The following is a 14,416-nucleotide window of genomic DNA, read 5'->3' on the forward strand; positions in this document are numbered from 1 at the left end:
AATGGAGGGTGTTTTCTACATAATAAGTCAAAATATGCATTTCGGAATTTTACTCCGATTTTCCTACCAGGCGGACATCGAAATAATCAATAAATAACAGCTTATATTATAGCAAACGTCGTCAAACTTCGCCATTGGTTATACATATATTTATAGAGGGAAAAAGAGAAAGGAAATCGATGGAAGGTTGATAGACACCTATTCTATCGTTTTTTAAAGCATTTTAATAAAAATGGAGATACATCAAAATAGTTTAATCCAGGAGGTTTTATCATGGTTATAAAAGTAGAAGAAAATCAGGCGACCGAAATTGATGCACTAATTGAAAAAGCGGTAAAAGGATTGGGACTTGATACAGATCAATATATTGACAAGGCTCATCGTACCATACCGGAAAATGCATCTAACGAAAAAGTAGTAGAAACTCTTGTGAAAAATGCACTGGAAAATATCGATGAATCCAATCCTGCCTGGACATATGTTGCTAGTCGCATCTATTTGCACGGGCTCTATGAAGACGCGGCGAAAAACAGAGGCTATGAACCTTCAGAGAAATATGGCGATTTTTACAAACTAATCGAGACATTGACTAATAAAGGCGTTTATTCCAATCGTATTTTAAAGAAATATACAAAAGAAGAAATCGATTTATTTGCTCATGAAATTAAGGCGGAACGTGACTATTTATTTGATTACCTCGGGTTATATACGTTTGCAACACGCTATCTAGCAACTGATCATGATAAAAATACGTTTGAATTGCCGCAGGAACGTTGGATGATGATTGCAATGTACTTAATGCAAGATGAGTCAAAAGAAAAACGGACCGAGCTCGTGACGGAAGCATATTGGGCACTAAGCAATTTATATATGACCGTTGCTACTCCAACGATGACAAATGCCGGTAAAACCCATGGACAATTGTCCAGTTGTTTTATTGATACTGTTGATGATAGCTTACAGTCTATTTACGACAGCAATACTGACATCGCAAAACTATCAAAAAATGGTGGCGGCATTGGCGTATATATGGGGAAGATTAGAGCAAGAGGAAGTGCGATTAAAGGCTACAAAGGCATGTCAAGCGGCGTTGTACCTTGGATCAGGCAGTTAAACAATACAGCGGTTAATGTGGACCAACTCGGCACACGAAAAGGGGCAATCGCTGTCTACCTTGACATTTGGCATATGGATATTGAATCCTTCCTTGATCTTAAGCTGAACAACGGGGATGAGCGGATGCGCGCACACGATGTGTTCCTTGGTGTGAGTTTGCCGGATTACTTCATGGAACAAGTTGATAAGCGTGGTGATTGGTATTTATTTGATCCGCATGAAGTTCGTGAAGTAATGGGATATTCACTGGAAGACTTCTATGATGAGAAAAAAGGTTCAGGAACATGGCGCAACAAGTATGAAGAATGTGTTCAGTCAGAGTTGCTTTCCAAAAAGAAAGTCTCTGCCATTGCTATTATGAAGCGTATCTTGAAGTCACAGCTTGAATCAGGAACACCGTTTATGTTTTACCGGGATGAAGTAAACCGAACAAATAATAACGAACATACAGGTATGATTTATTGCTCCAATTTATGTACGGAAATTACGCAGAACCAATCACCGACACAATTTATTGAAGAATATGTCGAAAACGATAATACGATCGTCAAAAAATATAAAACCGGTGACTTTGTTGTCTGCAACTTAAGTTCGATAAATCTTGGGAAGGCAGTGCCTGATAATGTTTTGGAGCGGCTAATAAAAATTCAAGTGCGCATGTTGGATAATGTGATTGAAATTAACACGCTGCCAATAAAGCAAACACAATTAACGAATCAGAAATATAGAGCCGTTGGTTTGGGTACGTTCGGTTGGCATCATTTGTTGGCACGTAAGAACATTGAATGGGAATCGGATGAAGCAGTAAACTATGCGGATGAGTTGTACGAAAAAATTGCATATTTAACGATTAAAAACAGTATGGAACTAAGTAAGGAAAAGGGAAGTTACCCGGCATTCGAAGGAAGTAAATGGCAAACAGGCACCTACTTTGAAAATAAAGGCTATACAGATGAAACGTGGACGGCGTTGAAAGAAGAGGTCGCGGAAAATGGAATGCGTAACGGCTATTTAATGGCTGTTGCTCCAAATTCATCAACGTCCATGATTGCCGGCTCGACAGCGAGTATCGATCCGATATTCCAAGCGTTTTACAATGAAGAAAAGAAAGACTTCAAAATCCCGACGACAGCACCAGATCTCGATCATCGTACGTATAACATCTATCGTCGTTCGGCGTATATCGTCGACCAAAGATGGTCGGTAAGACAGAATGCAGCTAGACAAAAGCATGTTGATCAAAGTATTTCGTTTAATTTTTATGTTCCAAATACGATCCGGGCATCTGTCCTTCTTGATTTGCATTTGCAAGCATGGCGTGAAGGTCTGAAAACAACGTATTATGTACGTTCGACATCAAGTGATATCGAAGAATGTGAGTGGTGTGAAAGTTGAATGTTTTAATCGCGTATTTGTCTTATAGTGGAAACACAGAAGAAGTAGCGGAGTTTATTGGGGACAAATTAATGAATGACGGACTTCATGTTGACAAGCACGAGATTGGAATGGATCCGCATGTGGAAGTTTCCCGATATGATTATCTTTTCCTTGGCACGTTTACGTGGGAGGAAGGAGCCACCCCGGATGAAGTAAAAGACTTCGTTCGGGAAGTCGGCTACAAACCGGAAAATGTTGCTGTTTTTGGAACAGGTGATACCCAATTTGGTGGTGATACCTTGTTTTGTAAAGCAGCGGAAAAATTAGCGGCTTTTTACCATAGCAAGTGGGAACCGCTTAAAGTTGAACAATCGCCACGAGGTTATCAGGAACAAAAGATTGATCATTGGCTGGAAGGAGTTTTGCACGATGTCAAAAGTCTTGCTTGAGAGAGCGAAAACACTAGAACCACGTAATCCAAATAAATCGACGGCCTTATTCGGAGGGAAGTCGAGCGGTATTTTAAATTGGAACGATATTGCATATCCGCATTGGTACAAAATGTATAAACGGTTAATTGGAAATTACTGGCAAGCTGATGAAGTGAGTATGGCAAGCGATGTGAAGCAATTTCCGAACCTGACACAAGAAGAGCAGGATGCATATCTGAAAATTATTGGCTTGCTATCAACACTTGATGCACCGCAGACCCGAACGGCGTTATTGCTATCCTTATATGCAACAGATGCTTCCGTTCAGTCGATTATGGCAGTCATCGCGCAGCAGGAAGCAGTGCACAATGAAAGTTATTCCTATGTGTTGTCCTCCGTTGTTTCGTTAGGTGAACAAAATGAATCATTTAATCTTGGTAGAACCGATCCGATTTTATTGAAACGAAATCAATATATCACCGAGCAATACAATGCATTTGTTGAAGAACCGACGATTGAAAACATTTTAAAAACAATGGTATATACTGCCCTGTTGGAAGGAATGTTCTTCTATTCTGGATTTGCATTTTTCTATAATCTTGCTCGCCATAATAAAATGGTCGGTACCTCAACAATGGTTAGCTATATTAACCGGGATGAGCTTGAACATGGACGCTTTATTTCTGAGTTATTTCGTGCCACATTGGCGGAAAATCCAGAATACAACTCTTCTGAACTAATTGATTGGGTATATGACAGCTTTCAGACATCGGTTGATCTCGAAATTGAGTGGTCATCCTATGTGTTGGCAGAAGTAGAAGGAATTGATCTAGAAGAAATGGCTGGCTACGTCAAATACCGGGCGAATAAAATGCTTCGTATGATGGGCTTAAATGAAATTTACCCAGAGCATGTGGAAAATCCAATGAAATGGATCCGCGCCTACGTTGATAATTTTGATGGAACAAAAACCGATTTCTTTGAACAAAAATCAAGACAATATACGAAAACGAGTGACTTGAACGGATTTGATGATTTGTAAGTTGGGGATTTAAAAAGCCCGGTACCATTAGAAATAAAGGTGCTGGGCTTTGTAACGGTCAGTATCCAAGTTTGGTACAATCACATTCATATTTGTATGTTAAACTAAAAATAAATGATTGGGGGGATGAAAGTGAGTTCTTGTAATATTGATCATTCTGTTGAGGATGTTAAGCAAAAGCTTGCAGATCAACAAGACCACCTTCCGGATGATATCTATCAAGAATGCAAAAAATTTTTAAATGGTGAGCAGGATCAACAAAGCTTGAATGAACTGTTCCACTTGCTTAAAAAGTATGATCTGGCATCTGAAGCGGAAAAGACCAAGCGGAATGAACAGATGATGAAATTAATAAATTAATTGTTATAAAAAGTTGGTATACATGTGAACTGCCTAAAGTCAAATTGACAGAAAGCAGTTCGCATGTAGCATTTATAACATATCCCGCGTTCCCCAAATCGTGAATAATGCATGTGTGCGGCAACGCAAGATCGTCCAACGTGTCCGAAAAGTCAAGAAAAGCATGTGTGCGGCAACGCAAGATCGTCCAGCGTGTCCGAAAAGTCAAGAAAAGCATGTTTACGGTAACACAAGAGTATCCAGCGTGCCCGAAAAGTCGAGAAATACATGTTTACGGTTACGCAAGAGCGCCCCGCGTGCCTGAAGACCGACAAAATGACATGCGAAGGTCACGCAAGTTCCTCCACGCACTCCTCATTAAGAAATTTTCTCCTGCTTCCCAACAGCCACTCGTTTCTTCCTCCGAAACATCCGCTTAAACCCTCTGCCAATATCTTCAAATAACAAATAAACTGCAGGAATTAAGAATAATGTTATCAACGTTGCAAATAACAAACCAGATATAATGACAACTGCAAGTGGAGACTGATATCCGCTTGAAGCGCCTGTTGCAAAAGTTAATGGGATCATTCCGCCAACAGTTGTTAAAGTTGTCATAAATATTGGACGGATACGGTCTTTTCCAGCTTCTATAACAGAGTCATTCAGTGCGACTCCTTGATTTCTGAATTGCTTGATTCGATCAATAAGCAAAATACCGTTATTTAAGACAATTCCTACGAGCATCACGATACCAATTCCTGACATAACGTTTAGTTCTTTTTGTGTTATAAATAGGCCGATGATGACGCCGGTAACCGTTAACGGGATAATGGATAAAATAATCAATGGGTGTTTTAAACTATTAAACTGGATCGCCATGACGACGAATACGAGAAATAGGGAGACTAGAAAGATGACGATCATGTCTTGTGCTACTTCTTGCTGCTGTTCCAAATCACCACTTACAGCAAGTTGATATCCGCTTTCCACATCAAAATCCTGTATGACTTTTTGTATATCGCGGTTGATTGCTCCCATGTCTCTTCCTTCAAAATCGGCTGTAATCTGCATATAACGTTCGCCGTCTTGGCGGTCAATCTGTGTTGGTGCCGCTTTTTTAACGAGATCAACATAAGTATCTAATGTTTCTTTTCCGGTCGGTGTTGATATTTTTTGTTTCAGTAAGTCCTTTTTCTTCTTAATCGCAATATCATTTTTTATGAAAATAGGAGTTGTGTTCCCATCCGTTATAAGCTCACCTACTGGCATGTTTGTAAATAAAGGTTTGATTTGCTGATGAATATAGCTCAGTGATAATTCATCTTCTTTTAATTTCTGTTCGTTGATTTCAAAAACAAATTCATCAATGACTTTATTACCTTCCACTTTTGTGGAGACAATGCCATCCACTTGTTCTATTTGCTTTGAAAAATTATTTGCAATGTTATCTAGTTGTTGAAAACTTTCGCCGCTAATCGTCACTTGAACCGGGAAGTCCGTTGAGCCATCGACGGAAGACATGACATTGGCTATCGGATAATCGTCTTGTAAATCACGGATCTTACGCATAACTTCATCGTTAATGTCCTTTTGTTCTCTCGTTTTTTCCTCTTCCGGTGTCATGTTAATTAGCGATACGAGTAATTCCACATTATCAATAATGACGTTACGATCAACATCTTGAATCGTTTCCAATTGTTCATTTACTTTTTCAGCGACTGCTGCACGTTCTGATGGAGTTGTCCCCGGCTCAAATTCCACGATAACTTCCGCGTAACGATTGAGAATATCAGGCATAATCGTCATTGGCACCTTAGCTAGGAGGAGGAAAGAACTTATAAACAGGACGATAAACAGGCCGATAATACCAAATCGACGTCGCTTTTTCTTTGCTAACCATGTAAGTGTGCTGCCATAGCGATGGATGATTCCTTTTTTCTTTTTTCCTTTGTGTTTCTTTACTTTCAAAAAGTTTTCAGACAACACTGGAATCCAAGTGAATGAAACAAGCACTGAACTGAGAAGCGTAATGGTAATGACGATTGCTAAAATAAATACCATTTTTCCGATGTCGTCATCAAGGATGCCAATAGGTAAAAAGACGACAATCGTTGTTAGCATGGAAGCAATAACGGCCGTTGCTACTTCCTTTGTCCCGGTAATGACTGCCTCTTTGTTATTTAGCCCTTGCTCCTTTTTCTTATAAATCGATTCAAGCACAACAATGGAAGCATCAACCATCATTCCAATACCTAGTCCAAGCCCAATTAAACTGGCCAAATTTAAACTATAATCCAATAGGCTCATGACGAGTACGGTAAGCAAGATTGAAGCAGGAATCGAAAGGCTGACGATAAATATGGCTCTTATATTTCGTAAAAATAACATTAATACAACGATAGCAATTATAGCTCCAATAATGATATTATCTGCTACACCGTCAATCGCATTGTCAACATAATCGGCCTGTGCCGCAATCTCTTCTATTTTTATGTTACCGGGCAAGCCTTCTTCTTTTATTTCTTTTACTTCATCTCGGACCGCATCGGCCATTTCGATTTGGGTTACATCATTCACCCGCCCAATTTGTAAAAGGATAAAATCGGATTCTCCATTTTTCCATGCAATTTGATTTTGTTCGCTAATTTTTTCTTTTACTGTTGCTAGATCTGATAATTTATTTATTCCATCACTGCTTAGAATGGTAATGTTTTTTATATCTTCTACATCCGCAAACGTTGTATCCCAACGAATAGTAGTTTGATTCTTTTTATCCGTTAACTCACCAATTGTTTCATTCGTATTCTCCTGGCCGATGGCGTGCATAACTTCTTCTTGTTGAATACCGAAGTCTTCCAATTTATCAGCGTTTAATTCAATGATAATTTCCTTTTCTTCTAAACCGGCTAAAAAAGCTTCTCTTACTTCAGGCAATGCTTCTAATCGGGGTTGAATGACCTGTGTCGCCAGCGCTGTCACTTCTTCCATGCTGTCACCAGAAATATCCATAACAAATTCATACGGCTGATCAGTGGACACTTGGGAAACAAAAATGTCCTCTATTCCATGAAGATCATTTCGCAAGTCTTGGATTGCCGTTTCTACCTCTTTCGTTATGTTAGCGCCCTTGCCTTTTTCCATGTCGATGTAAAACGTACTGTTGCCGATCGTTGAAGAAGAATGATAGCTTTCGACGCCTTTCACTCCATCCATTGATTGCTCAATCGGTTTAGTAATTAATTGTTCCACATCCGCAGCAGGCATTTCCTCTGTTTCAATCATCACAATCGCTTGGTCAAAGGAAATAGGCGGAAAAAGCTCCTTATCAAGCTTTGTAAAGCCATAAAACCCAAAAATAAATATAAAAGCAACAAATAGTCCTACAATCAACTTTCTTCTTAATAAAAAATCTAGCATGAATTCAAACACTCCTTTTTAAAGCACAAAATGTTGTTTGGTTAGTTACTAATGTAATTAACCATAGATGTATTGCGCCATTTTGTCAATAGTATTTTTATGTATCTATTTAAACTTTACCCTTAATCACATAGTAAGGTAATGAGCTAAAGAGTTATTTTTTATACGTCTTAAGGCTTAGTTAAGTGAAAATGAATAGATAAATACCTCTAAGTTTTATTTTTATTTTTTATAGATGCATTGGAGAATCGATAATTAAATAAAAAAAGAGCTCCTAGTTTAGGAACTCGTAAATACTTACGTCCACAACCATTTCCATATTTCTCTTGGTGTTGCGTTCTTTCCATACAACAAAATACCTGTCTTAAATATCTTTCCTGCAAGTTTCATAAACAACCAGACACTGATAATTAAAACTGATCCTGCTATTGCTATTTCTAGCCATGGCCATTCATCTAGAATAGAGAGACGCACGATGAGTACAGCCGGTGATGTAATCGGAATATAAGAGGTTATTTTGGCGATCAGTCCATTCGGATCACTTAAAATCGGGCCGACAAACAAGAATGGTAAAAACGGTAGCATCAATACTATACCTTGGAAATTTCCTGATGTGGAAACATCTTCTATTGTTGCTCCGATCCCTACGAAAAGGGATGCAAAAAGTAAATAGCCAAGCATAGAGATTACTAATAAAATGATTAATTCAGGTACAAATAAATAATCAAGAATCGGAATCTCAAATTTCCAGGCAGCGACAGGGACAGCAATCCCTAGCCATACGAAAACCTGTACAATTCCCAACACAAAATAACCGATGATTTTTCCTTGCATTAATTCATTAGGTGTTAGCGATGATAAAATGATTTCAGCAAGCTTATCTTTCTTTTCCTGTGACGCACTTTGAAAAATCATCATTCCTGAAATGACGATGGAAAATAGAATAATACCGGCAAATGCACCTGGAATAAGGCGTTCCATTGGATCATCGTCTCCCGCTAACTCTGAAGAAGGAGGGTTCTGTGGACCACTCGTATCTTCTAGGGTGATTGACTCAAATGTAACTTTTTTCATAATTTTTTCGAGCTCTGTATCGGTAAAACCTTGTTGTTTTAACTGCAATTGCCGAAGTGGTTCTTCGAGAAGTGTGACTTGATTCATAAAGTTTTCACCGATTTCTTCACTTGTATATACTGGGATACTTCCACTGTTTAAAGCAGAGTCAGTTAAAGAAATAAAAGCAGTGTTTTCAGTTGTACGCAATTGTTCAATCATTGCATCTTCATCCATATCAGCTTCATGAAGCGTCCAGTTTATAAAGTCGTTTTCAAGCACAATGGAGGACAGGTCTTCGAAGACATGAATTTCATCATTGACAAAAACGTCAACCGGTTCAGATTCAGCGTCATCACTAAAGAAACTAGGGACAAAGAAAAAAAGCAGGAAAATAATAGGTGTAATAAAGAGACCGATAATAAATGATTTATTTTTCATGTTACGCTTGACTTCCCATTTAGCAACTTTAAGGGTATTACGCATCATTGTTCACCTACTTTGACTTGATCTGTAGCAATATCTATAAAAATTTCATGAAGAGATACCCGGTCAATGGATAGCTCATGAATGTTAAGCTCTTCGGGTATATGCTTTAACCAGCGAGCAATGGAAACGCCTTTTGTTAAGTATAGTACAGATGTATCTTCGGATTGTTTCACTTTTTCGACTTCAGGTAGTTGTTCAAGCAATGTATGGCTATTTTCTCCGTATATCGTGCATTTGAAATTCGCATAAGCTTTTTTTACTTCATCCATCGCCCCGTAAATAACCCTTTCGCCACGATTGATCATAAATAATCGGTCACACATTTCTTCAACTAGATTCATTTGGTGGGAGGATAATAGTATGGCAGTCCCATTGTCGGCAAGACTTCGTATCTCTTTTTTAAAAATCTCTTGACTAACAGGATCAAGGCCTGAAAAAGGTTCATCTAAAATGAGTAAATCTGGCTCATGGATGATGGAAGCAATAAACTGTACTTTTTGTCCCATTCCTTTTGAAAGCTCTTCAACAGCTACATTTTCCTTGCCAGCTAGATCAAACTTCTCCAAATAACTTAGTGCGCGTTCTTTTGCTTTTTTGACCGGATAATTTTTTAAATCTGCTAAGTATAATAATATATCCATTACTTTAACGTTTTTATAAAGACCACGTTCCTCCGGTAAATAGCCAATCTTTTCCCTTGGAATTTTATTGCTATGTTGAAAAGTAACCGTACCTTCGTCAGGGTGCATGATGCCCATAATGTTACGGATTGTTGTCGACTTACCCGCACCATTTGGTCCTAAAATAGCCATGATTTCTCCTCTTTTTACATTAAATGATATATCGTCAAGCACTTTTTTACTTTGAAAATATTTCACTAAACCTTTTACAGTTAACATTGTTTCCATTGGTTATGCTCCTTCTTTACTATCGAATATTGAATAAACAGCACCGTCTTTCGTATATGAAACAAAAGTGGCAGAAAAAAACAGATTCTTAAACATCTTTCAACGTTTAGCCTCATGCGTCAAAATCATCGTAATCACGTCATCTAGATCAACAGCTGCTCTGTTCATCCACGAAAAATTATTTTTATTAAAAAACACCTCTGCCTCGCTTGGCCTATTCGTAACGATCGTGTTATCCTCTCGATTGATCTCTCCGGGGACGGTGGCAAATGGCAGTTCCTCCTTGAACCAATAACGCTGGTAATTTTCGGTTAATGTTTCTTTTTCAAATGTATCGTGCATCTTTCCTTTATTAACAACCGTAATATAGTCAGCAAGCTTCTTTATGTCTTCAGACTGATGGCTTGCCAAGATAATCGATCGCTCAGTATCTTGTTCCATCCAGCTGACAAGGAGATTAAACAACAATCTCTTCGACGGGATATCAAGGAAAGAGGTTGGCTCATCTAAAATTAACAAGTTCGTATTACTGGCGATCGTTAAAGCGAGTGTAAGTTTTTGCTGAGCACCTTGAGACATTTTACCGAATCGTTTTTTTAGAGACACATCCAGTTGGTTCGTGATCGACATGAATAAAGCATCGTCCCAATTTGGGTACCATCGGGAAACGAGATCTCGCAATGCCTCCCCGTTAAAAGCGTTATATCCAATAGGAGTCTGGGCTTGGTAAGCGACATGCTTTTTCCAACTTTCATCCTCTCCGCCAACTCGCTTATGGAACAATTCAATAGTTCCTTTATCAGGCTTTACGAGGTGCATCATTAATTTTAGCAATGTGCTTTTTCCTGACCCGTTGTTTCCCACGAGCGCAGTAATCGTGCCGGGTTCGATGGTGAAGTCGATCGGTCCAAGTTCAAAATCATCCATTTTTTTCTGTATATTTCGTAACTCTACCAAGGTTTGCATTGTTGTCTTCCCCTTTCTTTAAGCTGGCAAAATAAGAATAAAGCGAGCGTATCCGCGTTTTGGTGATTTCCAGTTTTGATTTGCCAGATGTCTGTTAAGTTACTTACTCCTTTTGTGACTTAACACGTCGTGGAAAATTGCTTTCATTTGTTTGTCGGTATAGTTGTAATGCAGCGCGATATCAATAGCTTGTTCAAATGCTTGTTGAACAGATGTTATTTTAACTTCCTTTTTTAATGCATCTTCCACTTTCGAGACAAATGTTCCCTTGCCTTGAACCGTTTTAATAAATCCATTGTTTTCAAGATTTTGATAGACTCGTCGGGTCGTAATCACACTGATTTCTAAGTCTTTGGAGAGAACGCGAATGGATGGTAAAGGCGTTCCTGCCTGCAGTTGACCGCTGGCAATCAATGTTTTTATTTGCTGTTCAATTTGATGGTAGATCGGCTCCCGTGAATCTTTGGATAGCTGAATGGGCAATTGCACGCTTCGTTCGCCTCCTTCATAAACGATTTATCAATAATGACGTCTATCGAATTTTTAATCAATCAAGGGTTTACTAAGATGAAGGGGGGCCTTATAAATAATCGGTTTTTCCCATCTTCCTTTTCATTCGCTTCATCCAAAACATAGCTCCAAAAGCGGTGAGCAGCAAAGAGACAATTATAGATAGAAGCGGGTAATCTTCAGCAATAAACATTGTCCAATTGACGAACCCGTTTGAATACCATTTGTAAAACAGGATAATAAATAAAGTAATTATAATAGGCCCAAGCAAAAATAAAGTTATAATAATGTTGAAAAAAAGGTTTGCCCCTGCTTCAGCAACCAATTGCTGACAGCCTAAATAAACACCGAAACATATCCATATGATAGAAAAAACGGCATATGTTCCAATGCTCAGCTCTGTTTGTAATGCAGGTGTCAAAATATATAAGATGGTAAGAAACAAGATTTGAATCGGAACGGAAATAATGATGTATGTTAAATATCGATACTTTACAACAACTTCTTTTGGAACTGGCAACTGATTTAACGCGATAAGAAAATAAGATGCATACCGCCCATTGCCAAGTTTCTGTTCTCTAAATATTTTCGGTCTTGCCCACTGCGAAGCGACCATAAAAAACAAAATGAAAAACAAATCTATACCCATCTCCGCATTTCGGATATAATCCGGTATGGTCGGCACCACTAAAAGGAGTGCGGTTAACAGTATGCCGATTAAGACGAATAGCGTTAACGGTGAATGTCTGAATTCATATTTCGCCAGCCAAAAAGCCTGCTTCCAATTATCCATTAGCTTCCACTTCCTTTTCGAAAGAATAAAAAATGTATCTTGTTATAAATAATCCATTCTTTTCGTCCGTTTTTTTAGCGTTTTTGTCCAATAATTAAATCCAATGCCAGCTATTAAAGTCGAAATAATAATAGAAAGGAAAGGCGAATTCTGTGCCATTTTCATTGTCCAATAGACAACCCCATACCCGAGTAAAAGATGGAAAAAGGTAAAAAGAACGGTTAATCCGACTAAGATACCGACAAAGCCAATAACGATGTCCCGATTCTTCAATTTATCTCCTGCATCTCCAGCCGGCATTATATACCCGGCATAAACACCGAAAGAAAGCCAAATGATTGCAAAAGCAATGTACTCAAATGCTGATAAAAATGATTGTAACGCAGGTGTCAGCATGTATGCCGAGCTCAATATCAGCACTTGTAAAGGGAATGATAGCAAAAAATGAAATATTAATCGGCTTTTCGCGAGCGTATCTAGCGGGATCGGCAACGTTGTTTGCATAATATACGTTGGGGATGCCCAAATAGAGCCACTTACTTTTTGATATTGATAATCTTTACCCCGAAACCAGGAAGAAAGGATGCTAAATAATAACATAAAAAATAAATCAAAACCTACGTAATTATTCTCAATATAAGATGAAAAACTTGTAATAAAAAACAGGCCAAGTAACCCGGTTATACATAAAGCAAACAAATAATTTAAGGGAGAAGTTTTTAATTCCAATGTCGCCAACCAAATCGCTTCTTTCCACTGTTTCATAGAAGTAATCTCCTTTCGGTGATATGGTGTGTATGTTTGTATACACAGTATATGTGACTGAATATAAAATTGTCAATAGAGATCTCAGCCTAAATTTTTTATGTGTTAAAAAGGTAGTCGGTTTCCTCATGCTTGTACTGCTAGTGCAAGTACACCAATAAATGAAAAAGACCTGCAAATATTCGACAATAATGTTTAGAATTGGCGAAAAGTGTAAATGGTGAAGGTAGGAAATATACACAATGAAAGGAGAGAAATATATTGAAAAAAATTAGTATACTCTTTTTATCTCTATTTTTTATAATCATTTTAAGTGCATGTGCCAATGACGATAACACTTCCCCCGAAAAAGAAATGGAAGACGAAGAAGCAGTCGAGGTAGATAATAATGTAGAAAGTGAAGGGGAAGGTGAACAAGAAGTAACGGTTGAATTGAAGAATACAGAAGGTGCTACAGTCGGGACGGCAGTATTGGAGCAGGAGAGTGAAGGTGTGAAGATTTCATTACGTGCAGATCATTTAACCCCTGGTATGCATGGATTTCACATTCATGAAAAAGGTGTCTGCGAGGCGCCGGATTTTAAATCAGCTGGAGGACACTTTAACCCAACAGACAAGAAGCATGGGTTTGATCATGAAAATGGGCCACATGCCGGTGATATGCCAAATATAACCGTTAAAGAAGGCGGGGCAGTCGCTGAGGATGTTGTCAATGAACGCGTTACATTGGAAAAGGGAGCGGAAAACTCTTTATTTAGTGATGAAGGCACCGCATTGGTGATTCATTCTAAAGCAGATGATTACGTATCTCAACCAGCTGGCGATGCAGGTGAGCGAGTGGCATGTGGTGTCATAAGCCCACCAAAATAAAAACCACTTCCAAAAGATGACGAAAATGTAGCTATTACTATTCGGCAGTATAAAGTTCATATAATTGAAAGAATCAGCCCCAGCATAAGCCTGGGGTTTTTATATGAACGTTCGGAAGTTTGGGCCTCAAGGAAGATAATAATAATTCGCTGCTATACATAAGAAAATAACTAAACACAATAATGTTAAACGTCTATCAAGTCATGTATAATCTCATCTTTGACAGTAAAAACCACAGGAATGCTTTTATGACAAGCATTTCTGTGGTTTTTTTAGTGTTCAAAAGTGAGTACTATTTCTGTTTTTTCACCTTCTTTAAAATTTTTTTCATTTTTTG

General features: G+C 38.3%; 12 protein-coding genes. 5 read left to right on the top strand and 7 right to left on the bottom strand.

Going from position 1 to position 14,416, the window contains the following annotated elements; genetic code table 11:
* Nucleotides 1-273 precede the first annotated feature (273 nt).
* The 4 genes from ACLIBG_RS05480 (at nucleotide 274) to ACLIBG_RS05495 (ending at nucleotide 4,326) form a co-directional block, all read left to right on the top strand.
* A complete protein-coding gene (locus ACLIBG_RS05480; protein WP_439311747.1) occupies nucleotides 274-2,511 on the top strand; it encodes a ribonucleoside-diphosphate reductase subunit alpha in 2,238 nt (745 codons plus the stop codon).
* Entirely contained in the window at nucleotides 2,508-2,942 is a 435-nt protein-coding gene (locus ACLIBG_RS05485) for a flavodoxin (protein ID WP_439311748.1), read from the top strand. Before ACLIBG_RS05480 ends, ACLIBG_RS05485 begins: the two co-directional genes overlap by 4 nt.
* On the top strand, nucleotides 2,923-3,966 hold the full coding sequence (locus tag ACLIBG_RS05490) for a ribonucleotide-diphosphate reductase subunit beta (protein ID WP_439311749.1): 1,044 nt from the start codon (nucleotides 2,923-2,925) through the stop codon (nucleotides 3,964-3,966). The genes ACLIBG_RS05485 and ACLIBG_RS05490 overlap by 20 nt, the downstream gene beginning before the upstream one ends.
* Nucleotides 3,967-4,098: 132 nt before the next feature.
* The gene (locus tag ACLIBG_RS05495; RefSeq protein WP_439311750.1) at nucleotides 4,099-4,326 is read left to right on the top strand and encodes a hypothetical protein; all 228 of its coding nucleotides are present in this window, start codon (nucleotides 4,099-4,101) and stop codon (nucleotides 4,324-4,326) included.
* 357 nt (nucleotides 4,327-4,683) lie between these two features.
* Here ACLIBG_RS05495 and ACLIBG_RS05500 read toward each other — a convergent pair whose 3' ends face one another.
* The 7 genes from ACLIBG_RS05500 to ACLIBG_RS05530 all read right to left on the bottom strand — a co-directional run bounded on the left by ACLIBG_RS05500 (nucleotide 4,684) and on the right by ACLIBG_RS05530 (nucleotide 13,209).
* The gene (locus ACLIBG_RS05500; RefSeq protein ID WP_439311751.1) at nucleotides 4,684-7,725 is read right to left on the bottom strand and encodes an efflux RND transporter permease subunit; all 3,042 of its coding nucleotides are present in this window, start codon (nucleotides 7,723-7,725) and stop codon (nucleotides 4,684-4,686) included.
* A gap of 297 nt (nucleotides 7,726-8,022) precedes the next feature.
* The gene (locus tag ACLIBG_RS05505; protein ID WP_439311752.1) at nucleotides 8,023-9,264 is read right to left on the bottom strand and encodes an ABC transporter permease; all 1,242 of its coding nucleotides are present in this window, start codon (nucleotides 9,262-9,264) and stop codon (nucleotides 8,023-8,025) included.
* On the bottom strand, nucleotides 9,264-10,175 hold the full coding sequence (locus ACLIBG_RS05510) for an ABC transporter ATP-binding protein (RefSeq protein ID WP_439311753.1): 912 nt from the start codon (nucleotides 10,173-10,175) through the stop codon (nucleotides 9,264-9,266). Before ACLIBG_RS05510 ends, ACLIBG_RS05505 begins: the two co-directional genes overlap by 1 nt.
* Nucleotides 10,176-10,274: 99 nt before the next feature.
* Complete coding sequence (locus ACLIBG_RS05515; RefSeq protein ID WP_439311754.1) at nucleotides 10,275-11,141, bottom strand: ATP-binding cassette domain-containing protein; 867 nt, start codon at nucleotides 11,139-11,141, stop codon at nucleotides 10,275-10,277.
* Nucleotides 11,142-11,240: 99 nt separating this feature from the next.
* The gene (locus ACLIBG_RS05520; protein WP_439311755.1) at nucleotides 11,241-11,630 is read right to left on the bottom strand and encodes a GntR family transcriptional regulator; all 390 of its coding nucleotides are present in this window, start codon (nucleotides 11,628-11,630) and stop codon (nucleotides 11,241-11,243) included.
* 91 nt (nucleotides 11,631-11,721) lie between these two features.
* Complete coding sequence (locus ACLIBG_RS05525) at nucleotides 11,722-12,444, bottom strand: hypothetical protein (RefSeq protein ID WP_439311756.1); 723 nt, start codon at nucleotides 12,442-12,444, stop codon at nucleotides 11,722-11,724.
* A 42-nt stretch (nucleotides 12,445-12,486) separates the two neighbouring features.
* Nucleotides 12,487-13,209 (bottom strand): hypothetical protein, encoded by a 723-nt coding sequence (locus ACLIBG_RS05530; RefSeq protein WP_439311757.1) that lies wholly within the window; start codon nucleotides 13,207-13,209, stop codon nucleotides 12,487-12,489.
* A gap of 261 nt (nucleotides 13,210-13,470) precedes the next feature.
* Between ACLIBG_RS05530 and ACLIBG_RS05535 the strand changes: the two genes are divergently transcribed.
* Nucleotides 13,471-14,079 carry a superoxide dismutase family protein gene (locus ACLIBG_RS05535; protein WP_439311758.1) on the top strand — a complete coding sequence of 203 codons (609 nt, stop codon included), beginning with the start codon at nucleotides 13,471-13,473 and terminating at the stop codon, nucleotides 14,077-14,079.
* Nucleotides 14,080-14,416: the final 337 nt, after the last annotated feature.

The organism is Virgibacillus sp. W0181, assembly GCF_051846915.1.
Taxonomy (GTDB): domain Bacteria; phylum Bacillota; class Bacilli; order Bacillales; family Amphibacillaceae; genus JBPYCR01.

Bases quoted from the DNA above. Each gene is read 5' to 3' on its own strand.
- ACLIBG_RS05500 (WP_439311751.1), bottom strand. From the start codon at position 7,725: ATGCTAGATTTTTTATTAAGAAGAAAGTTGATTGTAGGACTATTTGTT.
- ACLIBG_RS05525 (WP_439311756.1), bottom strand. From the start codon at position 12,444: ATGGATAATTGGAAGCAGGCTTTTTGGCTGGCGAAATATGAATTCAGA.
- ACLIBG_RS05530 (WP_439311757.1), bottom strand. From the start codon at position 13,209: ATGAAACAGTGGAAAGAAGCGATTTGGTTGGCGACATTGGAATTAAAA.
- ACLIBG_RS05515 (WP_439311754.1), bottom strand. From the start codon at position 11,141: ATGCAAACCTTGGTAGAGTTACGAAATATACAGAAAAAAATGGATGAT.
- ACLIBG_RS05490 (WP_439311749.1), top strand. From the start codon at position 2,923: ATGTCAAAAGTCTTGCTTGAGAGAGCGAAAACACTAGAACCACGTAAT.
- ACLIBG_RS05480 (WP_439311747.1), top strand. From the start codon at position 274: ATGGTTATAAAAGTAGAAGAAAATCAGGCGACCGAAATTGATGCACTA.
- ACLIBG_RS05510 (WP_439311753.1), bottom strand. From the start codon at position 10,175: ATGGAAACAATGTTAACTGTAAAAGGTTTAGTGAAATATTTTCAAAGT.
- ACLIBG_RS05505 (WP_439311752.1), bottom strand. From the start codon at position 9,264: ATGCGTAATACCCTTAAAGTTGCTAAATGGGAAGTCAAGCGTAACATG.